The 24,980-nt window shown below is 70.6% G+C and carries 21 protein-coding genes and 1 pseudogene; 16 read left to right on the top strand and 6 right to left on the bottom strand.

Going from position 1 to position 24,980, the window contains the following annotated elements:
• Positions 1-90 precede the first annotated feature (90 nt).
• Complete coding sequence (gene ppgK, locus P2L57_RS34125) at positions 91-828, top strand: polyphosphate--glucose phosphotransferase (protein ID WP_275821287.1); 738 nt, start codon at positions 91-93, stop codon at positions 826-828.
• Positions 829-901: 73 nt separating this feature from the next.
• Here ppgK and P2L57_RS34120 read toward each other — a convergent pair whose 3' ends face one another.
• On the bottom strand, positions 902-1,417 hold the full coding sequence (locus tag P2L57_RS34120) for a DUF6542 domain-containing protein (RefSeq protein ID WP_275821285.1): 516 nt from the start codon (positions 1,415-1,417) through the stop codon (positions 902-904).
• A gap of 167 nt (positions 1,418-1,584) precedes the next feature.
• Here P2L57_RS34120 and xseA point away from each other — a divergent pair, with 167 nt between their 5' ends.
• Positions 1,585-2,805: an exodeoxyribonuclease VII large subunit gene (xseA, locus tag P2L57_RS34115; RefSeq protein WP_275821283.1), complete on the top strand. Its 1,221-nt coding sequence runs from the start codon at positions 1,585-1,587 to the stop codon at positions 2,803-2,805.
• A 95-nt stretch (positions 2,806-2,900) separates the two neighbouring features.
• A complete protein-coding gene (locus P2L57_RS34110; protein WP_275821281.1) occupies positions 2,901-3,161 on the top strand; it encodes an exodeoxyribonuclease VII small subunit in 261 nt (86 codons plus the stop codon).
• A gap of 302 nt (positions 3,162-3,463) precedes the next feature.
• On the opposite strand, the gene P2L57_RS34105 is transcribed toward P2L57_RS34110, so the two are convergent.
• Positions 3,464-3,982, bottom strand: a complete 519-nt coding sequence (locus tag P2L57_RS34105) for a DUF4245 domain-containing protein (protein ID WP_275821358.1) — start codon at positions 3,980-3,982, stop codon at positions 3,464-3,466.
• 213 nt (positions 3,983-4,195) lie between these two features.
• Between P2L57_RS34105 and glpX the strand changes: the two genes are divergently transcribed.
• Positions 4,196-5,227: a class II fructose-bisphosphatase gene (gene glpX / locus P2L57_RS34100; protein WP_275821279.1), complete on the top strand. Its 1,032-nt coding sequence runs from the start codon at positions 4,196-4,198 to the stop codon at positions 5,225-5,227.
• Positions 5,228-5,318: 91 nt separating this feature from the next.
• On the opposite strand, the gene P2L57_RS34095 is transcribed toward glpX, so the two are convergent.
• Both P2L57_RS34095 and P2L57_RS34090 read right to left on the bottom strand, forming a co-directional pair.
• On the bottom strand, positions 5,319-5,672 hold the full coding sequence (locus P2L57_RS34095; protein WP_372516044.1) for a WhiB family transcriptional regulator: 354 nt from the start codon (positions 5,670-5,672) through the stop codon (positions 5,319-5,321).
• Positions 5,673-6,367: 695 nt separating this feature from the next.
• A complete protein-coding gene (locus P2L57_RS34090) occupies positions 6,368-6,958 on the bottom strand; it encodes a DUF1707 SHOCT-like domain-containing protein (RefSeq protein ID WP_275821354.1) in 591 nt (196 codons plus the stop codon).
• Between the two features lie 290 nt (positions 6,959-7,248).
• On the opposite strand from P2L57_RS34090, the gene P2L57_RS34085 reads away from it, so the two are divergent.
• The 6 genes from P2L57_RS34085 to P2L57_RS34060 all read left to right on the top strand — a co-directional run bounded on the left by P2L57_RS34085 (position 7,249) and on the right by P2L57_RS34060 (position 16,084).
• Positions 7,249-8,940 (top strand): fumarate hydratase, encoded by a 1,692-nt coding sequence (locus P2L57_RS34085; protein WP_275821277.1) that lies wholly within the window; start codon positions 7,249-7,251, stop codon positions 8,938-8,940.
• A gap of 60 nt (positions 8,941-9,000) precedes the next feature.
• A complete protein-coding gene (locus tag P2L57_RS34080) occupies positions 9,001-10,389 on the top strand; it encodes a class II fumarate hydratase (RefSeq protein WP_275821275.1) in 1,389 nt (462 codons plus the stop codon).
• 35 nt (positions 10,390-10,424) lie between these two features.
• A complete protein-coding gene (gene fomD / locus P2L57_RS34075; protein ID WP_275821273.1) occupies positions 10,425-11,180 on the top strand; it encodes a cytidylyl-2-hydroxypropylphosphonate hydrolase in 756 nt (251 codons plus the stop codon).
• 228 nt (positions 11,181-11,408) lie between these two features.
• Entirely contained in the window at positions 11,409-12,095 is a 687-nt protein-coding gene (locus tag P2L57_RS34070) for a class I SAM-dependent DNA methyltransferase (RefSeq protein ID WP_275821352.1), read from the top strand.
• Positions 12,096-12,158: 63 nt separating this feature from the next.
• The gene (locus tag P2L57_RS34065) at positions 12,159-14,465 is read left to right on the top strand and encodes a SpoIIE family protein phosphatase (RefSeq protein WP_372516043.1); all 2,307 of its coding nucleotides are present in this window, start codon (positions 12,159-12,161) and stop codon (positions 14,463-14,465) included.
• A gap of 170 nt (positions 14,466-14,635) precedes the next feature.
• Entirely contained in the window at positions 14,636-16,084 is a 1,449-nt protein-coding gene (locus tag P2L57_RS34060) for a catalase (RefSeq protein ID WP_275821271.1), read from the top strand.
• Positions 16,085-16,351: 267 nt separating this feature from the next.
• Here the strand turns inward: P2L57_RS34060 and P2L57_RS34055 are convergent, their stop codons facing one another.
• A complete protein-coding gene (locus P2L57_RS34055; RefSeq protein WP_372516041.1) occupies positions 16,352-18,595 on the bottom strand; it encodes a transglycosylase domain-containing protein in 2,244 nt (747 codons plus the stop codon).
• Positions 18,596-18,865: 270 nt separating this feature from the next.
• Between P2L57_RS34055 and P2L57_RS34050 the strand changes: the two genes are divergently transcribed.
• From P2L57_RS34050 to P2L57_RS34030, 5 genes are all read left to right on the top strand, one after another.
• The gene (locus P2L57_RS34050; protein ID WP_275821269.1) at positions 18,866-19,837 is read left to right on the top strand and encodes an SPFH domain-containing protein; all 972 of its coding nucleotides are present in this window, start codon (positions 18,866-18,868) and stop codon (positions 19,835-19,837) included.
• Positions 19,834-20,082, top strand: a complete 249-nt coding sequence (locus P2L57_RS34045; protein ID WP_275821267.1) for a type II toxin-antitoxin system antitoxin — start codon at positions 19,834-19,836, stop codon at positions 20,080-20,082. Before P2L57_RS34050 ends, P2L57_RS34045 begins: the two co-directional genes overlap by 4 nt.
• Before the next feature lie 91 nt (positions 20,083-20,173).
• Positions 20,174-20,698 carry a PadR family transcriptional regulator gene (locus P2L57_RS34040; RefSeq protein WP_275821265.1) on the top strand — a complete coding sequence of 175 codons (525 nt, stop codon included), beginning with the start codon at positions 20,174-20,176 and terminating at the stop codon, positions 20,696-20,698.
• A complete protein-coding gene (locus P2L57_RS34035; protein ID WP_275821263.1) occupies positions 20,695-21,411 on the top strand; it encodes an ABC transporter ATP-binding protein in 717 nt (238 codons plus the stop codon). The genes P2L57_RS34040 and P2L57_RS34035 overlap by 4 nt, the downstream gene beginning before the upstream one ends.
• Positions 21,408-23,756, top strand: coding sequence for an FtsX-like permease family protein (locus P2L57_RS34030; protein ID WP_275821261.1), 2,349 nt, complete (start codon positions 21,408-21,410; stop codon positions 23,754-23,756). Before P2L57_RS34035 ends, P2L57_RS34030 begins: the two co-directional genes overlap by 4 nt.
• A 2-nt stretch (positions 23,757-23,758) precedes the next feature.
• Here P2L57_RS34030 and P2L57_RS34025 read toward each other — a convergent pair whose 3' ends face one another.
• Entirely contained in the window at positions 23,759-24,718 is a 960-nt protein-coding gene (locus tag P2L57_RS34025) for a hydrogen peroxide-inducible genes activator (protein WP_275821259.1), read from the bottom strand.
• 126 nt (positions 24,719-24,844) lie between these two features.
• Between P2L57_RS34025 and P2L57_RS34020 the strand changes: the two are divergent.
• Positions 24,845-24,967: pseudogene (locus P2L57_RS34020) on the top strand (peroxiredoxin); the annotation flags it as partial.
• Positions 24,968-24,980 lie beyond the last annotated feature (13 nt).

The following is a 24,980-nucleotide window of genomic DNA, read 5'->3' as shown; positions in this document are numbered from 1 at the left end:
CTTCCGGATAGCGCTTCCTTTCCGGGCGTCGCCGGGGCGGGCTGGCGCTTCCGGGGGTGACCGGCGCCGGGCGGCCTTAACTTGGGTCCTATGAATGTCTTCGGTGTGGACATCGGTGGATCCGGGATCAAGGGCGCTCCGGTGGACCTGGAGCGCGGCGACCTGGCGGAGGAGCGCTACAAGGTGCTCACCCCGCATCCGGCGGAACCTGACACGGTGGTGGAGAGCGTCAAACAGGTCGTAGACCACTTCGGTTGGTCCGGACCGGTCGGGGTGACGTTTCCCGGGGTCGTCATGGACGGCGTGACCCGCACCGCGGCGAACATGCACAAGGGCTGGATCGGAACGGACGCCCGCGCACTGCTCAGCGACGCGCTGGGCATGCCGGTCACGCTGCTCAACGACGCGGACGCGGCCGGAATCGCCGAGATGTCGTTCGGCGCGGGCCATGGCCACGACGGAACGGTGGTCCTGCTCACCTTCGGCACCGGTATCGGCAGCGCCGTCTTCGTCGATGGCCGGCTGCTGCCCAACACCGAGTTGGGCCACCTGGAGTTGCACGGCCACGACGCGGAGAAGCGGGCCTCGTCGAAGGTCAAGGAAGACCACGAGATGACCTGGAAGCAGTGGGCGGCCCGGGTGGAGCAGTATCTGGCCCATGTCGAGATGCTGTTCTCACCCGGCCTGTTCGTGATCGGCGGCGGGGTGAGCCGCAAGGCGGACAAGTTCCTGCCGCTGATCAACGGCATCCGCGCGCAGATCGTGCCCGCCGGGCTGCAGAACAACGCGGGCATCGTGGGCGCGGCGATGGCCGCCGCGAAGGGCTGACGGCCGCGCCCCGTCCGCGAGCCCGGCTCAAGGCCCTCCGCGAGCCCGACTCAAGGCCCTCCGCGAGCCCGGCTCAGGGCCGCCTGCGGGCCCGCTGGTCGCTGATCTTGCGGGCGGCGGCGATGACGGCCGCCAGTAGCGTGCCGCCGTAGAGCCAGCCGGTGCGGGTGGCCAGACCGGTCACCGTACCGGCGAGGTGCCCGAGGAAGCTGCCGTCACCGGACTCCCCGGTCACGCCCAGCGCCAGGGCGAAGGCGATGGGCGCGCTGACCGGAGCGGCGGCCAGGTCCTCGCCGCGTACCCACAGCGCGCCCAGCACGCTCGCGATGATGAAGACCACGCCGAAGAAGGTGCCCGGCTCATCGGTGAAGAGGTTGTCCAGGGCGCCGCCGATCACCGTGACCGTGATGACCACCAGACCCGTCCCGAGCCCGGTGAGCCGGGCGCTCGGCCGCACGACACGGCGCAGGACGGTCGCCACCGGCTCGGGGAGCGACGCCCGGCGCCGCGCCCGGTAGCAGGTCGCGGTGGGCTCGGGCATGCCACTGCGGGCGGGGCGCGGCGTACGCGTGCTGGGTTGCTGCTCCACCGGACCAAATTGGCATCCCATACCAGTGAAAGCCAGGAGATTTCTGCTGAAGTCGGAAAATTCCAACTTCAGCCGGTATCCGGATATCCGGCGGCGCCGAACCCGCCGCACCCCGGCCCGAACACGGCCGCGTTCGGGCTGTCGGTGCGGACGGCTAGTCTCGGCACATGGCACTGAGCACATCAGCGGAAGCGCCGATCCCGGTCGGCGAGGTGTCGCGGTTGATCGGCGGGTGGATCGACCGGCTGGGTGCGGTGTGGGTCGAGGGGCAGATCACCCAGCTGTCGCGGCGCCCCGGCGCGGGTGTGGTGTTCCTGACGCTGCGCGACCCCTCACACGATGTGTCGATCAGCGTGACCTGCTTCCGCGCCGTCTTCGACGCGGTGGCGGACGCGGTGACCGAGGGCGCGCGGGTGGTGGTGCACGCCAAACCGGAGTGGTACGCGCCACGCGGCCAGCTGTCGCTGCGGGCCGCCGAGATCCGGCCGGTGGGGGTGGGCGAACTCCTGGCGCGCCTGGAGCGGTTGAAGAAGTCGCTCGCCAGGGAAGGGCTGTTCGACGCCGACCGCAAACAACGCCTGCCGTTCCTCCCGCAGTTGATCGGTCTGGTCTGCGGTCGAGCCTCGGCGGCCGAGCGGGACGTGCTGGAGAACGCGCGGCACCGCTGGCCCGCCGTCCGCTTCGAGGTGCGCAACGTCCCGGTGCAGGGCGTACAGGCGGTGCCGCGCGTCATCGAGGCCATCCGGAACCTGGACGCGCACTCCGAGGTGGATGTGATCGTGGTGGCCCGCGGCGGCGGCAGCGTGGAGGACCTACTGCCGTTCTCCGACGAGGAGTTGGTACGGGCGGTGGCCGCGTGCCGCACCCCGCTGGTCTCGGCGATCGGGCACGAGCCGGACTCCCCGCTGCTGGATCTGGTGGCCGATCTACGGGCCTCCACGCCCACCGACGCCGCCAAGAAGGTGGTGCCGGACGTGGGCGAGGAGCAGTTGCGGATACGGCAACTGCGGGAACGGGCGCTGCGTACGGTGCGCAATCTGCTGGACCGCGAGGAGCGGGGGCTGGCGGCCGCGGTCAGCCGGCCGTCGATGGCGCATCCGCACCGGATGGTGGAGGAGCGCGAGGCCGAGGCCGCCGCGCTGGTGGAACGTTCCCGCCGCTGTCTGGGCCATCTGCTGGACCGGGCGGACGCCGAACTGGAACACACCCGGGCGCGGGTGCTGGCGCTCTCCCCCGCCGCGACGCTGCGGCGCGGATACGCGGTGCTGCAGCGCGAGGACGGCGCCGTGGTGCGTGCGGCCGACGAGGTCGTGGCGGACGAGAAGCTGCGGGCCCGGGTCGCGGAAGGCGAGTTCAGCGTGCGGGTCGCGGACGGCGCGGCGGGGTGACGCGGGGGCGGACGCCGCCGGGGTGACGCGGGCGGACGCCGCGACCCGTGGCGCCGTTGACAGTGCTGTCGTACCCCGCGCCTAGGCTTGGTCCCATGGCAGATCAGGAGACGGCCGAGCAGGACACGCTGGGATACGAGCAGGCGCGCGACGAACTGGTCGATGTCGTGCGGCGGCTGGAGGCCGGCGGCTCGACGCTGGAGGAGTCTCTCGCGCTGTGGGAGCGCGGCGAGGAGCTGGCGAAGGTGTGCCGTCGCTGGCTGGACGGCGCCAGGGCGCGGCTCGACGCGGCGTTGGCCGACAGCGAGGAGGCCGCGGACGACGCCCGCCCCGCGGACGAGGACGGCGAGGATTGAGCCCGGGGCCGACGGCGCCGTTCGCGCTCGACGGGGTCATCAGCGCCGTTTGAGCGTTGCGGCAAGTCCCTGACCGCCGGTCCGCGGCATCGTGGTGGCTCGGCGTCGCGGCGGAAGTCTCCTGGGGGCACGCCCCCAGACCCCCACCGCTACGGCGCTCTTCCCGGGGCGGTCTCCAGACCACCCGGGGGTGTCGGGCGCTTGCGCCCGGCAGGATGTCCCGGCGCGACGGCGGGCAACCACCGCGGCACGGACCGGCGGTGGCTAACCGACCGAAACCCGGATACCGACCGAAACCCGGATCAGGATCCGCCGGAGGCCCGAAGCGCCGCGGCCAGCTGAGCCAACTGGTCGTACGGTGCGGTGCCGGTGACCAGCGTGGTCACGCTGCCCTTGTGCCGCACCAGCGCCCGGTACCGGCCGCCGTCGTAGCGGTCCCAGGTCTGCCCGGCCACCGACTGCGAGCCGTTCTGCTGCGAGGACTGCGTCTTGCCGGAGATGAACTGCTGCGGGTCGCCGTTGCTCTGCTCCACCGCCACGTACTCGTTCTGCGGGTCGATGAAGCCGAGGTGCCACTGGGAGTTCTTCGGGTCCGACCCGTCGTACGTCACCGACGTGGCCCGCCACTGGTCCGACAGCCCCTCGGGTGCGGCCACCGGATAGGGCGCCGCGCGGCGGGCCTGCCCCAGCTCCACGTTGTAGCTGACCGTCTTGACCGGATTGCTCTCGGTGTGCGGGACGAAGAGGTAGATGCCCGCGACGAGCACGCCGATCACCGCGATCGACAGCACCATGTCCCGTACCGTCTGCCTGCCACGCATGTTTGCCACGCCCCCTATCGTCCCCCATGCCGGCCGCGGCTCGGCTCAGGGGTGCCGGAGCAGCGCTCTCGTTCATGGCTCGCGTGCTCCTGGCGGCGTCATCATGGCTGGTGTAGGCGCTCATGTGACGGGTGCCCTGCTCAAGATGGCGAGCGACCGATAAAGTCACAGCACCCTCGTTTCCGGCCGTCGCCGTACAGAAAGGTGCGCTCGATGACCGAGCACAACTTGCCGTCCCAACTCGAAGTGAGCCCGGAGGCCCCTGACCGCAACCTCGCCCTGGAACTGGTCCGGGTCACCGAGGCCGCCGCCATGGCCGCCGGCCGGTGGGTCGGCCGCGGCGACAAGAACGGCGCGGACGGCGCGGCGGTCAAGGCCATGCGCACCCTCGTCCACACCGTGTCGATGAACGGCGTCGTCGTCATCGGCGAGGGCGAGAAGGACGAAGCGCCGATGCTCTACAACGGCGAGCGGATCGGTGACGGAACCGGTGCGGAGTGCGATGTCGCCGTCGACCCGGTCGACGGCACGACGCTGACCGCCAAGGGCATGCCGAACGCGGTCTCGGTGCTCGCGGTCGCCGAACGCGGCACGATGTTCGACCCGTCCGCGGTGTTCTACATGGAGAAGCTGGCCGCCGGTCCCGAAGCGGCCGACGCCGTCGACATCACCGCCCCCGCCGCCACCAACATCCGCGCGGTGGCCAAGGCCAAGGGCTGTGCGCCGGAGGACGTGACCGTCGTCGTGCTCGACCGGCCGCGCCATGACGGGCTGGTCAAGGAGATCCGGGAGACCGGTGCACGGATCAAGTTCATCTCGGACGGCGATGTCGCGGGCGCGATCATGGCCGTACGGGAGGGCACCGGCGTCGACCTGCTGCTCGGCATCGGCGGCACGCCCGAGGGCATCATCGCGGCCTGCGCCATCAAGTGTCTGGGCGGCACGTTCCAGGGCCGGCTGTGGCCCAAGGACGGTGCCGAGCGCCAGCGGGCGCTGGACGCGGGCCACGATCTGGACCGGGTGCTGCACATCGACGACCTGGTCAGCGGCGACAACGTGTTCTTCGTCGCGACCGGCATCACCGACGGCGAACTGCTGCGCGGTGTCCGTTACGGCGCGGAGACCGCGACCACCTCGTCGCTGGTGATGCGGTCGAAGTCCGGCACGATCCGGCAGATCGACTCCACGCACAAGCTGGCCAAGCTGCGGGCGTACAGCGCGATCGACTTCGACCGCGCGCGGTAGCGGACAGTCAAGCGCAGCACGGGCGGGGGCCCCGCCGATCAGTTCGGCGGGGCCCCCGTCCCGTACTGCGCTGTTGCGCGGTGTCGCGGGCCTAGCCCGCGGCGGCGATCCTTGGCGATCGCTGGAGTTCCGCGTCGCGGCGGCGCCGACGGGCCAGTACGACCCTGCGCTCCGCGGCGGTCAATCCGCCCCACACCCCGTAGGGTTCGGGCTGTAGCAACGCGTGCTCCCGGCACTCCAGCATCACCGGGCAGCGCGCACAGACCCGCTTCGCGGCTTCCTCACGGGACAGCCGCGCCGCGGTCGGCTCCTTCGACGGCGCGAAGAACATGCCCGCTTCATCTCGGCGGCACGCCGCCTCAGCGTGCCATGGTCCTGCCAAGTCCCGGGGGTGACGGTACGGGGACGTGACGGTGTCCTGCACGGGCTCGATCGGTTGCAGCACGGGGTACTCCTGACGACGGCTTCGGCGTTCTGTCACCCTTGCCCGTCGCTGCGTACAGCTGTCCCTAACCGCATAGTTCCCCGCCCAGCCGTACGAGTGACGATGCACCAACCCTTACCCGCTGTGCGCTAGTTCATGCGGAGCGTACCGACCGGGGCTCCGCCCCGGTCGGGTGGTGGCGCGGCGGGGTCACTGCGGGGCTCCGCCCCGCGCCCCGTTCCGAATCGCTCCGGATGCCCCGGGGCTCCGCCCCGGCCCCCGTTCACGCAGCGACACGGCGCCCGAAGACCCTGCCCCCGGTCCTCCGCATGCCTCCCATCACGGCCCGCACCAGGGACCGGCCCGGTGGCCGTCGGGCAGGAGCACACGCCCGCTCGCGCGCCGTGAACCTCAGGCCGCACCCCCCACGTGGCCAGCCCTCGGACACCGGCGGGTCCTCGCCGGCCTGCGGTGGATTCGACACCGCCGGACTCCGCCATGGCACGTCTCGCCGTCGCGGCGGGAAGGAGTTTCCGTCACTGCGATACCCGACCACCGGCGGGCGGACCCTCAGCGGACCGCGGCCGGCCCGATCCGCGTCCGCCGCCACGGCGCGCCCCCACAACAACGTGGACCGGCGGTCGGACGGCAGCCGGTCCACGTTGGTCATGGGCCGGAGCGGCCCTACCGCGCATGCGGGGCGCGCCCCCGGAGGGTTACCCCTCCAAGCGGTCGCGGCCCCAGGACTTCAGGCGCTTGCCGCGCTTGGACTTGGCGTCCACACCGCCGAACAGGGCCATGCCGCTGATCACCACGACGGGGGCCTCGGGGTCGGGCGACTCGTGCGTGCTGACGTCGAAGCCGCCGAAGATGCCGCTGCCGGTGCCGCGCAGGGTGACGTTCTCCGGGACCTTGATCTCGACGCCGCCGAAGATCGCCACCGCGTTGATGACGATCTCCCGCTGTTCGAACACCGCCTCCGTGAGATCGATCTGCACGCCGCCGAAGCAGGCGAAGGCATTGGTGCGGGCACCGACGCGCCAGCGGCCCTTGCGGGTGGAGCCGCCGAAGACGGCGATCAGGTTCTGGGTGCTGGACGGCGGCTCGGCCGACGGCGCGGGCCGCGGCGCGGCAGCGGGGCCCCGCACCGGCAGGTCCCGTACCAGCGGCTCCAACTCGCCGACCGTCTTCGCCGCGTAGGCGGCGTCCATGCGTTGGGAGTGCTCCTCGTGCGTCAGACGCCCCTCGGCGAGCGCATCGCGCAGGATCTCGGCGATGCGGTCCCGGTCCACGTCCGACGCACGCATCTCGGGCTCGGCGTACGGCTTCTGCTCTCGCTTCTGGAGCGACGACTCGTCCACGGCAACCACGATATCCAAACGCGATAGATCGTGACTACCGGCTTCGCCTCACGATGTCACCCGGGCCGGGCGACGTGGCCGGGAGCCGGGGGCCGGGAGGGGCCGGGGGCCAGCCCCCGGGAACACGCGGCAGGCCGGTCCCGCTGCGGTGAGCCCTACCTCACAGACCGCGACGCCGGACCACGTCTTACGCTTGGTTTCGCTTCGTCGACGTCGCCGAGTGAGGAACACGCCAGATGGCTGCCGCCCCCCGCCCAACCCACGCTGCCGCCCCCCGCCCTGCGTTCGCCTACACGGACCTTCTTCCGCTCGGCGCGGACACCACGCCGTACCGCCTGGTGACCTCCGAGGGCGTGAGCACCTTCGAGGCCGACGGCCGCACGTTCCTCAAGGTGGAGCCGGAGGCCCTGCGGCGGCTGGCCGCCGAGGCGATGCACGACATCTCGCACTACCTGCGCCCGGCCCACCTCGCCCAGCTGCGGAAGATCCTCGACGACCCCGAGGCCTCTCCCAACGACCGCTTCGTCGCGCTCGACCTGCTGAAGAACGCCAACATCGCGGCCGCGGGCGTGCTGCCGATGTGCCAGGACACCGGTACCGCCATCGTCATGGGCAAGCGCGGCCAGCACGTGCTGACTTCGGGCGGCGACGAGGAGGCCCTCTCGCGCGGCGTGTACGACGCGTACACCAAGCTGAACCTGCGTTACTCGCAGATGGCGCCGCTGACCATGTGGGAGGAGAAGAACACCGGCTCCAACCTCCCCGCCCAGATCGAGCTCTACGCGACCGACGGCGGTGCGTACAAGTTCCTGTTCATGGCGAAGGGCGGCGGCTCGGCCAACAAGTCGTTCCTCTACCAGGAGACCAAGGCGGTCCTCAACGAGGCCTCCATGATGAAGTTCCTGGAGGAGAAGATCCGTTCGCTGGGCACGGCGGCCTGCCCGCCGTACCACCTGGCGATCGTCGTCGGCGGTACGTCGGCCGAGTACGCGCTCAAGACGGCCAAGTACGCCTCCGCGCACTACCTCGACGAGCTGCCCGCCGAGGGCTCCCCGACCGGCCACGGCTTCCGCGACCAAGAGCTGGAGCAGAAGGTCTTCGAGCTGACCCAGAAGATCGGCATCGGCGCGCAGTTCGGCGGCAAGTACTTCTGCCATGACGTACGTGTCGTCCGGCTGCCCCGGCACGGCGCGTCCTGCCCGGTCGCGATCGCGGTCTCCTGCTCCGCGGACCGCCAGGCGCTGGCGAAGATCACCCCCGAGGGCGTCTTCCTTGAGCAGCTGGAGACCGACCCGGCGCGCTTCCTGCCGGAGACCACCGACGAGCACCTGAACGACGATGTGGTGCGCGTCGACCTCAACCGTCCGATGGACGAGATCCGCGCCGAGCTCACCAAGCACCCGGTGAAGACCCGGCTTTCGCTCTCCGGCCCGCTGGTCGTCGCTCGCGACATCGCGCACGCGAAGCTCAAGGAGCGGCTGGACGCGGGCGAGGAGATGCCGCAGTACCTGCGCGACCACGCCGTGTACTACGCGGGCCCGGCCAAGACCCCGGAGGGTTACGCCTCCGGTTCCTTCGGGCCGACGACCGCGGGGCGGATGGACGCCTACGTCGAGCAGTTCCAGGCCGCGGGCGGCTCCTTCGTGATGCTGGCGAAGGGCAACCGCTCCAAGCAGGTCACCGACGCCTGCGCCGCGCACGGCGGCTTCTACCTCGGCTCGATCGGCGGCCCGGCGGCCCGTCTCGCCCAGGACTGCATCAAGAAGGTCGAGGTCCTGGAGTACGAGGAGCTCGGCATGGAGGCCGTGTGGAAGATCGAGGTCGAGGACTTCCCGGCGTTCATCGTGGTGGACGACAAGGGCAATGACTTCTTCCAGGACCCGGCCCCGTCCCCGACGTTCACCAGCATCCCGGTCCGTTCCTCCTGACGGACGACCGAAAAGGCAGTGCCCGGGAACAGATCACCGTTCCCGGGCACTGTCATAGGTATGAGCGATGAGTACCGGATCGAGCACGACTCGATGGGTGAGGTAAGGGTTCCGGCCGAAGCCAAGTGGCGTGCGCAGACCCAGCGCGCGGTGCAGAACTTCCCGGTGAGCGGACAGCGGCTGGAGCACGCCCACATCGCGGCACTCGCCAGGATCAAGGCGGCGGCGGCACGGGTGAACGCCGACCTCGAAGTGATCGACAAGGACACGGCCGAGGCGATCATCGAGGCGGCGCGTGAGGTCGCGGAGGGCCGTTGGGACGAGCACTTCCCCATCGACGTCTTCCAGACCGGCTCCGGCACCTCGTCCAACATGAACGCCAACGAGGTCATCGCCACCCTGGCCGGCGAGCGCCTCGGCCGCCCGGTGCACCCGAACGACCAGGTCAACGCCAGCCAGTCGTCCAACGACGTCTTCCCCTCGTCCATCCACATCGCCGCCACGTCCGCGGTGGTGCGCGATCTGCTGCCGGCCCTGGACCAGCTGGCCGCCGCGTTGGAGCGCAAGGCCGAGGAGTTCGCCGAGGTCGTCAAGTCGGGCCGTACGCATCTGATGGACGCCACACCGGTGACGCTCGGTCAGGAGTTCAGCGGCTACGCGGCCCAGATGCGGTACGGGATCGAGCGGTTGAACGCGTCCCTGCCCCGGCTGGCCGAACTGCCGCTCGGTGGAACGGCGGTGGGCACCGGCATCAACACCCCACCCGGATTCGCGGCCGCGGTCATCGCCGAGGTGGCCCGGGAGACCGGGCTGCCGCTGACCGAGGCCCGCAACCACTTCGAGGCGCAGGGCGCGCGGGACGCCGTCGTGGAGACGTCCGGGCAGCTGCGGACCATCGCGGTCGGGCTGACCAAGATCGCCAACGATCTGCGCTGGATGGGATCGGGTCCGCGGGCCGGGCTCGCCGAGATCGCGCTGCCCGATCTCCAACCGGGCTCCTCGATCATGCCGGGGAAGGTCAATCCGGTGATCCCGGAGGCGGTGGCGATGGTCGCCGCGCAGGTCGTCGGCAATGACGCCACGATCGCCTGGGCGGGCGCGTCCGGCAACTTCGAGCTCAATGTGATGATGCCGGTGATCGGGACCAACATCCTGTCCTCGATCCGGCTGCTGGCGAACGCCTCCCGGCTGCTGGCGGACCGTACGGTCGACGGCGTCACCGCCAACGTCGAACGGGCCCGTGAGTACGCCGAGTCCTCCCCCTCCGTGGTCACCCCGCTGAACCGCTACATCGGCTACGAGGAGGCGGCGAAGGTCGCCAAGCGGGCACTGGCGGAGCGCAAGCGCATCCGCGACGTGGTGCTGGAGATGGGCTATGTGGACCGGGGCCTGCTCACCGAGCGGCAACTGGACGAGGCGCTGGACGTCCTGCGCATGACCCACCCGTAACCCCGCCCGCTCGCGGTGCTCCGTAGGATCCGTGCATGACAGCCAGTTCTCACTCCCGCCCGTCGCCCACCACCGCCCTCAACGGAAGCCCACCGGGCCACGGACACGATTCCCCGTCGCCCACCACCGCCCTCAACGGAAGCCCACCGGGCGGGTGGGCGCCCGGTTCGCAGGTGTTGTGGCGCTACCGAGGCAACGGCCCGCGGTACCGGGCACAGGTGCACATCGCGCGCCCGGTGACCGTGGTGCGCGACGACACCGAACTGCTGGCGGTGTGGATGGCACCGGGCACGCAGTGTGTGAAGCCGGTGCTGGCCGATGGCACATCGGTGCACCGCGAGCCGCTTGCCACCCGTTATCTGAAGTCCCGCGCCACCCGCGTGGAGCGCTGGCACGGCACCGGCGTGCTGAAGTTGGCCCGGCCGGGCGAGCCATGGTCGGTGTGGCTGTTCTGGGAGCCGGGCTGGCGGTTCAAGAACTGGTACGTGAACCTGGAGGAACCGCTGCGCCGTTGGGCCCGTGGGGTGGACTCCGAGGACCACTTCCTGGACATCTCGGTGCAGCCGGGCCGCAGTTGGGGCTGGCGGGACGAGGACGAGTTCGCCCAGGCGCAGGCCGACGGGCTGATCGACGCCGAACTCGCCGCGCGGGTACGGGACGCGGGGGCGCGCGCGGTCCGGGTGATCGAGGAGTGGGGCTCGCCGTTCCGCGACGGCTGGGAGGACTGGCGGCCGGACCCGGCGTGGACCGTGCCGTCCCTCCCGGACGACTGGGACCGCCCCGCGAGCTGAGACATCCGTCTCAGTCGCTTCCTGGCACACCCGCGGCGGCGCCCCCGCCGCCCCGGTGGAGACATCCTGGAAAAGCAGTTGCTCCCGTGCGGAAATCCGAAAGACTCTTGATGTCCCCCTCCCCATGAACCGTAGGATCGTCCTCCGCAACATCGCGAAAAAAGCAAGCACACACCAACGCTTGACGTTAAGTCAGGGGAGTCCGTGGGAACCGGCGGATACGAGGGCATGGGGGTCACCACCCATGCCGAAGGCCAGCGGCGGGACCGGACCGGCCAGGCCGAGGCGTTCGACGCCATCGGCGACCGGTACGACGAGGCGTTCCCGCACAAGGAAGGGCAGTTGGCGGCCGGAGCCTGGCTGGCCGCGGAACTGCCCGCCGGTTCGCGAATACTCGACCTCGGCTGCGGTACGGGACTGCCGACCGCACGGCAACTGGCCGACGCCGGTCACGACGTGGTGGGCATAGACCTGTCCGCCGGAATGATCGCGCTGGCCCGAAAGCACGTACCGGAGGCGGAGTTCCACCAGTTGGACATAGCCGACCTGCGGCCTGGCGGCTCCGGCGCACGGGTGGCGGGCGGCAGGGGGCACTACGAGGGGGTCGCGGCGTTCTTCTCGCTGCTGATGCTGCGCCGCGCGGAGATCCCGTTCACCCTCCGTCTGGTCCGTGAACTCCTGGTGCCCGGCGGGTTGCTGGCACTGTCCATGGTGGAAGCGGATGTGGATGATTTCGCTATTCCGTTCCTGGGAAACACGATCCGGGTATCCGGATACCTGCGGGACGAATTGCGACGCGTCGTACGGGACGCGGGCTTCGAGATCGTCGAGGAGTCCTCGTACTCGTACGCACCGGCGAGCACCGATGTGCCCCCGGAGGAGCAACTCTTCTTGCACTGCCGCCGACTGGCCTGACCGCTTCAGACGGCCCGGCAGGCTGCCGGCGGCGCACTGACGGATACGGATGGAACCCCTAGCGTGACGGAGCACCGCGCCGCCCGGCGGGCGGCCGAGGAGAAGGGCGCGCCGAGCGCCGCCGCGCGCCCGCAGGAGCCGGGCGCCAGCAGCGACGCCCCCGCGGCCGCGCCCAGACCTGCGCAGATCCCGGATCCCCGCAGCGCACTCCGCCGCCCCCGCCACGCGGCGGAGGGGGCGGCGCCCGGCGCGACGGGTGCCGGGCATCCGGTACCGGCCACGTCCGGGACCGGCCACGGCGAACACACCGAACACGGACGGCACAGCGCCCGCCGTGAGCACGAAACGAGAGGCCAGGCCACGGAAACCCCCGGCGCACTACCGCTCAACAGCCCGCGCGGTGAAAGCCGCCCGCGCGGCGCGGACGGCGGGCGCGGCGACGGCCCGCAACCGATGGGCGAGAACCCCGTCGGACGTCCCCGCCCCAGACCGGGCTCGTCCGGCACCGGAGTGCCCAGTATCCCGGGCGCGCGCCCGGCGGCCGACGCCCCCGTTCCCGTACCGCATCCGGCCGGCGAGCCGCCGTCGGAGCCCGCGGCGCGGCCCCGCCCGGACAGTGAGACCCGGTTGGAGAGCGAGTCGGCGGAGAGTCTGCGGCTGCGCTATGTCGGGGCGGCGACGCGCCGGATCGCGCGCGGTATCGACCTGGACGAGATCGTGCTCGGCCTGTGCCGGTCGGTGGTGCCGACGTTCACCGACGCCATCCTGGTCTATCTGCGCGATCCGCTGCCGGTCGGCGACGAGCGGCCGGTGGAGCCACTGGTGCTGCGGCTGCGCAGGACCGACCGCACCCCCGAGGACCCCACCGAGACCCCGGTGCCCGACGCTCCCGGCGCGGGCGCCCGGCTGCCGCTGGTGCCCGCGCCGGAGGTCAGCGGTGCGGCGGAGACCACCCGGGTACGGATGGACGGGCCGCTGGCCGAGGTGCTGCGCGGCGTGCGACCGCTGTTCGCCGAGTCCCCGCAGGCCGCGGCGGCGCTCGCCGAGCTGGTCAACACCGATGTGCCCGGCGGGCGGCGCGCGATCCTCGCGCCGTTGCGCGGGCGCCGCCGGGTGATCGGCGCCGCGGTGCTGCTGCGCCGCCCCGACCGGCCGCCGTTCGAGGGCGACGACCTGCTGGTGGCCGCGCAGTTGGCCACCCACACGGCGCTCGGCGTCGACAAGGCGGCTCTGTACGGGCGAGAGGCGGACATCGCCGACCAGTTGCAGCGCGCGATGCTGCCCGACTCACTCCCCCAGCCCACCGGCGTCCAGCTGTCCAGCCGCTACCTTCCGGCCGCCGAGACGGCGCGCGTCGGTGGTGACTGGTACGACGCGCTGCCGCTGCCCGGCAGCCGGGTCGCGTTGATCGTCGGCGATGTGATGGGCCACTCGATGCAGTCGGCCGCGATCATGGGCCAGCTGCGCACGACCGTACAGACCCTCGCGGGCCTGGACCTGCCTCCGCAGGAGGTGCTGTACCACCTGGACGAGCAGGCCCAGCGGCTCGGCCATGACCGCATGGCGACCTGTGTGTACGCGGTGTACGACCCGATAGCGCACCGGCTGCTGGTGGCGAACGCCGGGCATCCGCCGCCGGTGATGCTGCACAGCGATGGGCGCACCGAGGTGCTGCGGGTGCCGGAGGGCGCGCCGATCGGGGTCGGCGGGGTGCCGTTCGAGGCGGTCGAGCTGCCCGCACCGGCGGGTGCCACGCTGCTCCTCTACACCGACGGCCTGGTGGAGTCGCGGACCCGCGACGTGTGGTCGGGGATCGAGCGGTTGCGGGAGCGGCTGGCCGCGGTGGGGTCGATCGTCTGCCCACCGCCGTTGGAACCGCTGTGCGACGAGGTGCTGGACATCCTCGGCCCCGGCGACCGCGATGACGACATCGCGCTGCTCGCCGCGCGCTTCGACGGAATCGCGCCGAGCGATGTCGCGTACTGGTTCCTTGAACCGCACCCGCAGACGGCCCGCCGGGCCCGGCGGCTGGTGCGGCGGGCGCTGCACCGCTGGGGTCTGGACGAGTTGGCCGACTCGGTGGAGCTACTGGTCAGCGAGGTGGTCACCAACGCGGTGCGGTACGCGGGACGGCCCATCACGCTGCGGCTGCTGCGGACCGATGTGCTGCGCTGCGAGGTCGGCGACGACGCGCCGCAACTGCCGCGGATGCGGCACGTGGCGCCGCAGGAGGAGACCGGACGCGGTCTGTTCCTGGTGCACAGGATGGCCCAGCGATGGGGGGCGACCCGGCTGAGTGCGGGCAAGGTGGTCTGGTTCGAGCTGCCGTTGCCGCAGGCGCTGCCTCACCCGTTACCGAGCGGCCGCTGATCCTCACCAAGCACGATGTGGAGCAGGCCGGGAACAGTGCGAAAACACCCATAGCGCCCATATCGGGTTTAGGCTTGGACCGAGTCCAAGCTGTTGCCGATATGCCGTCGCGGCGATTCACTGCTGGGGTGGACATAGCGGCCTGAACCCCATTTTTGGGAGGACGTCCGATGAGCACCCCCTTCACCACCAACAACGCGGGCATCGCGGTGGAAAGCGATGAGCATTCGCTCACCGTGGGACCGGACGGCCCTATCCTGCTGCAGGACCACTACCTGATCGAGAAGATGGCCCAGTTCAACCGCGAACGGGTACCGGAACGGGTAGTGCACGCCAAGGGCGCGGGCGCATACGGATTCTTCGAAGTCACCAACGACGTCAGCCAGTTCACCAAGGCGGACCTGTTCCAACCGGGCAAGCGCACCGACATGCTGGCCCGGTTCTCCACCGTCGCCGGTGAGCAGGGCAGTCCCGACACCTGGCGCGACCCGCGTGGCTTCGCCCTGAAGTTCTACACGGACGTGGGCAACTTCGACCTGGTCGGCAACAACACGCCGATCTTCTTCGTCCGTGACACGATCAAGTTCCAGGACTTCATCCGCTCGCAGAAGCGCCGCCCGGACAACGGCCTGCGCGACAACGACATGCAGTGGGACTTCTGGACCCTCTCCCCCGAGTCCGCCCACATGGTCACCTGGCTGATGGGCGACCGCGGCATCCCCAAGACGTACCGCAACATGAACGGGTACGGCTCGCACACCTACATGTGGATCAACGGCGGCGGGACCAGGTACTGGGTCAAGTACCACTTCAAGACCGACCAGGGGATCGACTTCCTCACCCAGGCCGAGGCCGACGCGCTGGCGGGCTCTGACCCCGACGTCCACCGCAAGGACCTGTGGCAGGCCATCGAGTCCGGCAACGCGCCGTCGTGGACCCTGTACGTGCAGGTCATGCCGTTCGAGGACGCGGCCGACTACCGCTTCAACCCCTTCGACCTGACCAAGGTGTGGCCGCACGGCGACTACCCGCTGATCGAGGTCGGCCGGATGACGCTCGACCAGAACCCCGAGGACTACTTCATCCACATCGAGCAGGCGGCGTTCGAACCGGCCAACATGGTGCCGGGTGTCGGGCCGTCCCCTGACAAGATGCTGCTGGGACGGCTGTTCTCGTACCCCGACACCCACCGCTACCGGATCGGCCCCAACTACGCGCAGCTGCCGCCGAACCGGCCGCGGGTGCCGGTGCACTCGTACGCCAAGGACGGCCCGATGCGGTACGAGCCGGCCCGCACGGCCCGGCCCTACGCGCCGAACTCCTACGGCGGCCCGCACGCGTCGCCGGAGGCGTACGGCGACATCGCGGGCTGGCAGACGGCCGGCGAGATGGTGCGCGAGGCCTACTCACTGCACCGCGAGGACGATGACTTCGGGCAGCCGGGCACCATGGTCCGCCAGGTCCTGGACGAGGACGCCCGCACCCGGTTGGTGTCCAACGTCGCCGGACATCTGAAGCAGGGCGTCAGCCAGCCGGTGCTGGAGCGGGCGGTGCAGTACTGGCGCAACATCGACAAGAAGATCGGCGACCGCATCGCGGCCGAGGTCAACGGCCTCTGACCGCGCGGCGGAGGCCGACGGCCTCCCGTCGCAACGGACCGCAGCCCCGCGGCACGTGAACGTCCCTCCGTGCCCGGGGCTGCATGTTGCCCTTCCGGCGGATTCCTGATCGGGGTGCGGCGCGCTTTGACCGCCGGTCCACACCGTGGCGGTTGCCCGCCGTCGCGGCGGCAACCACGATGGAGTGGACCGGCGGTCAAAGCGCACCGCCGCTGATCACGACTCCACCGGAAGGGCACACCGACCCGAGCCGGGCCGCAGGCGGCGCTAGCCGCCCTGCGGGAAGCTGAGGCCGTTCATGTTGTTCGCGCCGCCCTGGCCCTGGGTGGTACCCGTGCTGCCGTCCGGCGGGTTGGAGCCGGTGCCGCCGGTCACCGGCGGCGTCGACGGGTGGGACGGGCGCGGGTCCGGGATCACCGGCGGCGTGCTGTGCGACGGCAAGTGCGACGGGGGCGTCGACGGCGACTGCGACGGCTTCGTGGACGGCTTGGTCGACGGCGGCGCCGAGGCGGACGGCGCGGTCGACGGCGCGTCCGACTGCACCGCGGCGCCCTGGTCGGTCTGCAGGTCGAACTGCTGGGGCGACTCACTGCTCAGCGCGACGCGGGTGTAGGCGCTCCAGATCTGTGCCGGGAAGCCCGCGCCGTTGACCCGGCCACCGCCGCCCGCGCCGGAGATCGTCACCTGGTTGTGGGTCTTGGCGTCCTCGCCGAACAGGCCGACCGAGGTCACCAGGTCCGGGGTGTAACCGGTGAACCAGGCCGACTTGTTGTCGTCCGAGGTACCCGTCTTGCCCGCGACCTGGCTGTCCTGCTGCGCGGCGGTACCGGTACCGGAGTTGACCACGCCGGTCAGGATCGAGGTGACCGCGTCCGACGTGGAGCGGCTGATCGCCTGACCGCCGATCGGGTTCTTCAGTGCGGGCTTGTCATTGCCGCGCTCCACCGACTTCACGATGCTCGGGGTGACCAGCTGTCCGTGGTTGTCGAGCGTCGCGTAGATCCCGGCCATCTCCAGCGGGCTGCCGCCCATCGTGCCGAGCGCGATCGCGGGGCCGTCGTGCAGGCCCGCGGTCTTGGTCGGCATGCCGAGCTTGACCGCCGTGTCCGCCACCTTGTCCAGGCCGACGTCCACCGCCATCTGGGCGAAGACCGAGTTGACGGACTGGTCCACGGCCCGCTGGACGGTGATGTTGCCGTAGTCCTGGTGGTCTTCGTTCGCCGGGCCGAACGGCTGGGGCGAGCCCTGCACCTGACGGCCGCTGGTGCCGTCGTAGATGGTGTTGGCGGTGATCGGGCGACCGTCCTGGGTGTGGGCGTTGTTCTCCAGCGCGGAGGCCAGCTCGATCGGCTTGAAGGTGGAGGCGACCTGGTAGTCCTGGCGGGTCGCGTTGTCCAGGTAGTGCTTCGGTGGGCCGTCACCGCCGTAGAGCGCCACGACATGGCCGGTCTTGGGGTCCACGGAGGCCGCGCCCGCCTGGACGTTCCCGTCGACCTTGCGCGCCGAGGGGTCGAGCTGGTTGGTCAGCTGGGTCTTGACCGCCTTCTCCAGGGCCCGCTGCTTGGTCGGGTCGATGGTGAGCGTGATGGTCCAGCCACCAGTCGCGAGGTCCTGGTCGGAGATGACGTTGTTGCTGGTCAGCTCGTGGTTGGCCTCGTTGACGAAGTACTGGGTCTGGCCGCTCAGACCTGGCGTGCCCTTCGGCTGGATCGGCTGCGGGAACTTCGCCTGGCCGCGGGTGCCCGCGTCCAGCCAGTGCATCTCGACCATGTTGTTGAGGACGTAGTTCCAGCGGCCGACGGCCAGTTGCTTGCCCTCGGGGCTCGCGAACGTCACGTCGTACTGGCTCGGGGCCTGGACCAGTGCGGCCAGGTAGGCGCCCTGCGGGACGGTCAGCTTCTTGACGTCGACGCCGTAGTAGGCCTGCGCGGCGGCCTGGATGCCGTAGGCGCCGCGGCCGAAGTAGACGGTGTTGAGGTAGCCCTCAAGGATCTTGTCCTTGCTCATCTCCTGGTCGACCTTGAGGGAGATGAACAGTTCCTTGAACTTCCGGCTGAACGTCTGGTTCTGGGTGAGGTAGTAGTTCTTGACGTACTGCTGGGTGATCGTGGAACCGCCCTGGGTGCCCCTGCCGCTCAGGGTGTTGTAGATACCGCGCGCCATACCGCGCACATCGACGCCGCCGTCGGTGTAGAACGTCTTGTTCTCGGCCGCCACGAACGCGTGCTGCACACCGACGGGTATCTGGCTTATGTCGACCTTCTCGCGGTTGAACGTGCCGCTCCTGGCGATGACCTTGCCGTCGGCGGTCTTGTAGACGTTCGCCTGGAGGGTGGCTGAGGCGTTGGCCGCCGGCAGGCCCACCGTCTCGTACAGGTAGACGAAGGCCGCCATGCCGAGCAGGAGCACGCCGAGCGTGCTCCCGAGCAGCCACCGCAGCCAGCGGCGGCGTGGCTTGCCGTCGGCCTTGACTCTGCCCATGGCTGGCTTGGCCTTGCTTCTACTGCCCACGATCCGGTCTCCTCACCCCGCCCAGTGGTCACAGCGCGCACTCGCGACTCCTCGGCACATACGCGCGACCGATGAAGCTAGCACCGGTAGCTGTCCTTATTTGGCCAAAGTCGCACAATTTCGGTACGTGAGAAGGCCCACGCCGTCCGACGGGAACCATTTCCGCGAGTTTCAACAACCCTGTAATGTGCTATCACTTTGCTAGGCGCGTGCCAGCGCACCGACCGACCACCGAAACGACCGCCGAAACGACCGCCGAAACGGGGAGCCATGACCGACACCCAAGACCCTCAGGCCCGCCCGGGCACCGAGACCGCCCAGGCCGAGATACCCGAGATGCCCCGGCCGCGGATCACCGAGCGCCGCGCGCTCGGCATGCCCGGCCTGCCGTTCCTGCTACTGGCCCTGATCGCACTGGTGATCGGCATCGTCCTCATGGCCACCGGCGGCAACATGGCCGGCACCGGCCACAAGGGCGCCGGTTCCACCGCGCTCATCGTGGGCGGTGCACTGGTGATCGTCGCCGACCTGTTCATGCTGCGCGGCCTGACCCAGGTCGCCCCCGGCCAGGCGCGGGTCTGCCAGTTGTTCGGCCGCTACCAGGGCACGATCCGCCATGACGGACTGCGTTGGGTGAACCCGTTCACCTCGCGCACCAGGATCTCCACCCGGCTGCGCAACAACGAGACCGAGGTGCTGAAGGTCAACGACGCCTACGGCAACCCGATCGAGATCGCCTGTGTGGTCGTCTGGCAGGTCGAGGACACCGCCCAGGCGGTCTTCGAGGTGGACGACTTCGTCGACTTCGTCTCCATCCAGACCGACACCGCGGTCCGGCACATCGCCACCAAGTACCCGTACGACTCGCACGGCGACTCCGAGTTGAGCCTGCGGGAGAACGCCGAGACGATCACCGAGCAGCTCTCCACCGAGATCGCCGCCCGGGTGGAGTCGGCAGGCGTGAAGATCGCCGAGTCCCGGTTCACCCACCTCGCATACGCACCCGAGATCGCCTCCGCGATGCTCCAGCGCCAGCAGGCGGGCGCCATCGTCGCCGCACGGCAGAAGATCGTCGAGGGCGCGGTGGGCATGGTCGAGTCCGCACTCACCCGGATCGCCGAGCAGGACCTGGTCGACCTCGACGAGGAGCGCAAGGCCGCCATGGTGAGCAATCTGCTCGTCGTGCTGTGCGGCGACCGCGCGGCCCAGCCGGTACTGAACACGGGCACCCTCTACCAGTGACCGATCCCACCGAGGACACGGACGAGCCGCGTCGGCAGCCCGCGCGCGCCGAGCGCAAGAAGGTGCTGCTGCGACTCGATCCCGCCGTCCACGACGCGATCGCCCGCTGGGCGGCGGACGATCTGCGCAGCACCAACGCCCAGATCGAGTACCTGCTGCGGCGGGCGCTGTCCGAGGCCGGCCGGCTGCCGGGCGCGGCGAAGCCGATTCCGCGCCGCGGGCGGCCACCGAAGTCAGAGGCCTGACGAAGACCCAGGGCCTGGGGGTTTCACCCCCAGGCCCGCTATACGGCCGACGTATACACGCGGTGTATACCCATGGTGTAGTGTCCTTGCCATGTCAATCGGCCACACCTTCCTCGGGCTCCTGGAGTCAGGCCCCCGGCACGGCTACGACCTCAAGCGGACCTTCGACGCACGGTTCGGACACGACCGCCCACTGGCATACGGGCAGGTGTACTCCACGCTGGCGCGCCTGCTGAAGAACGGGCTGGTGGAGGTCGAAGGCATCGAGCCGGGCGGCGGCCCCGAGCGCAAGCGGTACGCGATCACCGATGCCGGGATCACCGATGTCGAGCGGTGGCTCGCCCAGCCGGAGAAGCCCGAGCCGTATCTGCACAGCACCCTGTACACCAAGGTCGTCCTCGCCCTGCTCACCGGCCGCAGCGCCGCAGAGCTGCTGGACACCCAGCGCGCCGAGCATCTTCGGCTGATGCGGGAGCTGACCCGTCGCAAGAGCGGCGGCGACCTCGCCGACCAACTCGTGTGCGACCACGCCCTGTTCCACCTTGAGGCGGATCTGCGGTGGCTGGAACTGACCGCCGCCCGGCTGGACCAACTGGCCAAGGAGGTCACGAAATGACTGAGGCGGGAAGCGCCGACGACGGGCGGCGGGCGGGCGAACTGCTCCTGGTGGCCACCGCACTGCGCAAGACCTACGGCCACACCCCGGCCCTGGACAACGCCGACTTCTCCATACGCCCCGGCGAGGTCGTCGCCGTGATGGGCCCGTCTGGCTCCGGCAAGTCCACGCTGCTGCACTGCCTGGCCGGGATCGTGCGCCCCGACGCGGGCCAGGTCCGCTACCGGCACCGGGAGCTGTCCGAGATGTCCGACGCCGAGCGCAGCGCGCTGCGCCGTGGCGAGTTCGGCTTCGTCTTCCAGTTCGGCCAGCTGGTACCGGAGTTGACCTGTGTGGAGAACGTCGCGCTGCCGCTGCGGCTGAACGGCGTGAAGCGCAAGGAGGCCGAGCGCCGGGCCACCGAGTGGCTCGACCGCCTTGAGGTCACCGATGTCTCCGCCAAGCGCCCCGGCGAGGTCTCCGGCGGACAGGGCCAGCGCGTCGCGGTCGCCCGCGCCCTGGTCACCGGCCCCCGAGTGGTGTTCGCCGACGAGCCGACCGGCGCCCTGGACTCGCTCAACGGCGAACGCGTGATGGAGCTGCTGACCGCGGCCGCCCGCGACACCCAGGCCGCCGTCGTCCTGGTCACCCACGAGGCCCGGGTCGCCGCGTACTCCGACCGCGAGGTCGTGGTACGGGACGGCAGGTCACGCGATCTGGAGCACGTCGCATGACCGCCACCACCCGCACCTCCCGTGCCACGCCGCGCACTTGGGGGCGTGAACTGGCGCTCGGCGCCCGGTTCGCCACCGGGGGCGGCACCGAGGGCTGGACCCGCACCGCGCTGACCGCGGTCGGCGTGGCGCTCGGCGTCATGCTGCTGCTGGTCGCCGCCGCGGTACCGGCGATGGTCGACAACCGCAGCGACCGCAGCTACGCCAGGGAAGCCCCGTACAGCCCCGAGCTGACCAGGCCGACCGCCGGCACCATGCTGGTCAAGGACGCCAACACCACGTTCCGCCAGGACCGGATCAGCGGCAGCCTGCTCCAGCCGGAAGGCCCGAACGCCCCCGTCCCGCCCGGCGTGGACAGGCTGCCCCGGCCGAACGAGATGGTGGCCTCCCCCGCGCTCGCCAAGCTGCTGAACGCCCCGGACAGCGAGCTGCTCAGGCAGCGACTGCCCTACCGGATCATCGGCACCATCGGCGACCAGGGCCTGGACGGCCCCGGTGACCTCTCGTACTACGCGGGCACCAAGTCGCTGTCCGGCCGGGCCGACGGCGGCTTCCGGATCGACCACTTCGGGCTGAAGCGGAAGTCCACCCCGCTCGATCCGATCCTGATGCTGCTGGTCGTCATGATCTTCGTGGTGCTGCTGATGCCGGTGATGGTGTTCATCGGCACCGCCGTACGGTTCGGCGGCGAGCGGCGGGACCGCAGGCTGGCCGCGCTGCGCCTGGTGGGCGCGGACGTACCGATGGCGCGGCGGATCGCGGCCGGTGAGGCCCTGTTCGGTTCGCTGATCGGGCTGGTCGTGGGGGCCGGATTCTTCCTCGCGGTACGGCAGTTCGTCGGCTCGTTCAGCATGATGGGGATCGGCGTCTTCCCCTCGGACGTGACGCCGAGCGCCGCACTGGTGGCGCTGATCGCGCTTGCGGTGCCCGGGGCGGCGGTCGGCGTGACGCTGTTGGCGCTGCGCGGGGTGACCATCGAGCCGCTGGGTGTGGTGCGCGCCGCGACGCCGCGTCCGCGGCGGCTGTGGTGGCGGCTGGTGCTGCCGGTGCTGGGAATCGCCCTGCTGTTCCCGCTGATCGGCCGGGTCGGCACGCATGGTTCGATCAACCAGTACCAGATCGCCGCGGGTGTGGTGCTGCTGCTGGTGGGGCTGGCGTTGCTGCTGCCGTGGCTGGTGGAGTCGGCGGTACGGCGGTTGCGCGGCGGCCCGTTGCCGTGGCAACTGGCCACCCGCAGGCTCCAGTTGAGCAGCGGCATGGCCGCCCGGATGGTCAGCGGGATCACCGTCGCGGTGGCCGGGGCGATCGCGTTGCAGACGCTGTTCGCGGGGGCCGAGCACTACTTCACCTCCAGCACCGGTCAGGACCCGAACCGGGCGCAGATCATGGCCCGGGTCCAGGTACACGACGGTACGCAGGCCCAGCAGGCCATCACCACGTTCCGCACCACCCAGGGAGTGCGGTCGGCGTTCGGCGTCACAGAGGCGACGGCCGCGGGCGACAGCGGCAACGACCGCAGGGTTCCGGTCACCGTCGCCGACTGCACGACGCTGCGGGAGATCGCCCGGATCGACGGCTGCTCACCGAACAGCGTGTTCGTGATCAAGGGGTCAGACAACAACCCGTCCGCCCCCTACGCCATGCCCGGCAAGCGGCTTGACCTCAACGCCCCCTACATCGGCGCCCCCACCGGCGGCCCCCGGCCGTGGACCATTCCGGCCGACGCCCGGATCGTACAGCCGCGCGAGGACGCCGCGGGCATGGCGCACTACGGTGTGCTGGCCACCCCCGGCGCGCTGAGCGTCAGCGAACTGGCCCACCCGGTGGCCACCGTCGCCATGAAGCTGGACCCGACCGATCCGGACGCGGCGGACCGGGTGCGCAACACCGGCAGCCGCCTGGACCCCTCGGACCCGACGATGACGCTGACCTCGACCGCGCAGGACCACACCTTCTCCAGCATCCGGCGCGGTCTGCTGGTCGGGGCCACCGCGACGCTGCTGGTGATCGGGGCGAGCATGCTGGTGTCCACGCTGGAGCAACTGCGCGAGCGCAGGCGGCTGTTGGCGGTGCTCGTGGCGTTCGGCACCCGGCGCGGCACGCTGGCCCTGTCGGTGCTGTGGCAGGCCGCGGTGCCGGTGGTCATCGGCCTGGGGCTCGCCCTGGTGGGCGGGCTAGGGCTGGGCACGGTGCTGCTGAAGATGGTGAAGGCACCGGTGCGGTTCGACTGGGCAGGCGTCGCGGGCCTGACCGGTGCGGGCGCGGCGGTCGTGCTGCTGGTGACGGTGCTGAGCCTGCCCCCGCTGTGGCGCATGATGCGCCCGGAGGGGCTGCGCACGGAGTGACGTTACGGCTGGGCCTCCCCGACGATCCGCACCGGAAGCTCCCGCAGGGCCCCGCGCAGCGCCGAGGCGAGTTCCTCGAACTCCTCGGCGCGCGCGGCGCCCTGCCGCATGGCCAACGCGATCCGGCGGTCCGGCGCCGGATCGCGGAAGTACCCGGTGGCGAGGTGGGCGCTGCGCCCGGTCTCCACCCTTACCGCGGTGCGCGGCAGCAGCGTCACCCCCAGCCCGCCCGCGACCAGCTGCACCAGCGTGGACAGACCGGCGGCGCTGGTCGTCCCCGGAGTGCCCTCGGGCCGTCCCACCTCACGGCAGATGTCCAGTGCCTGGTCCCGGAGGCAGTGCCCCTCCTCCAGCAGCAGCAGGTCGAGGTCGCGCAGCACCTCGCGCTGGATGTCGCCACGCCCGGCCAGCCGGTGCCCCTCCGGTACGACCAGCACGAAGTCCTCGTCGAACAGCGGCAGTTCGACGACCGACGGCATGCCGAGCGGCACCGCGAGCAGCAGCAGGTCCAGCCGTCCCGCGGCCAGTCCCTCGACCAGCGAGGCCGTCTGCTCCTCGTGCACCTGGAGGTCGAGCTCCGGGTAGCGCTCATGGACCAGCCGCAGCACTATCGGCAGCAGATACGGCGCGACGGTCGGGATCACACCCAGCCGCAGCGCCCCGGTGAACGGCGCACGGACCGCCTCGGCCTCCTCCATCAGCGCGCCGACCGCGTCCAGCACCGCATGCGCCCGGACCGCCAGCCGCTCTCCGGCGGGGGTCAGCAGCACCCGCCGGGTGGTACGTTCCACCAATTGCACGCCGACCACTTCCTCCAGCGCGGCGACCGCCCCGGACAGCGCGGGCTGGCTGGTTCCGATGGCGGCGGCCGCGTCGCGGAAGTGCAGATGGTCGGCGACGGCGGCGAACGCCCGTAGCTGGGCGAGGGTCGGCTGGCGCTGGCTATTGATAAGGATCTCCAATCAAGATCACGGCTCGCGGCTATTTCACTGATCAATGCACTCTATGGCACTGTGGATCACGTCCAACCCTAAGGAAGTCCCCTATAGCACTCATATGGGATTTTCCAGCCCCTCGAAGGAGAGCGCGTGCTCACTGTCGGTGACAAGTTCCCCGAGTACGACCTGACCGCCTGTGTCGACCTTGACCCGGACAAGGCGTTCGCCCAGATCAACCACAAGAGCTACGAGGGCAAGTGGCGCGTGGTGTTCTTCTGACAGAAGA

The organism is Streptantibioticus ferralitis, assembly GCF_029223525.1.
GTDB classification, from domain to species: Bacteria; Actinomycetota; Actinomycetes; order Streptomycetales; family Streptomycetaceae; genus Streptantibioticus_A; species Streptantibioticus_A ferralitis.
This window is presented reverse-complemented; position numbering and strand designations above follow the sequence as displayed.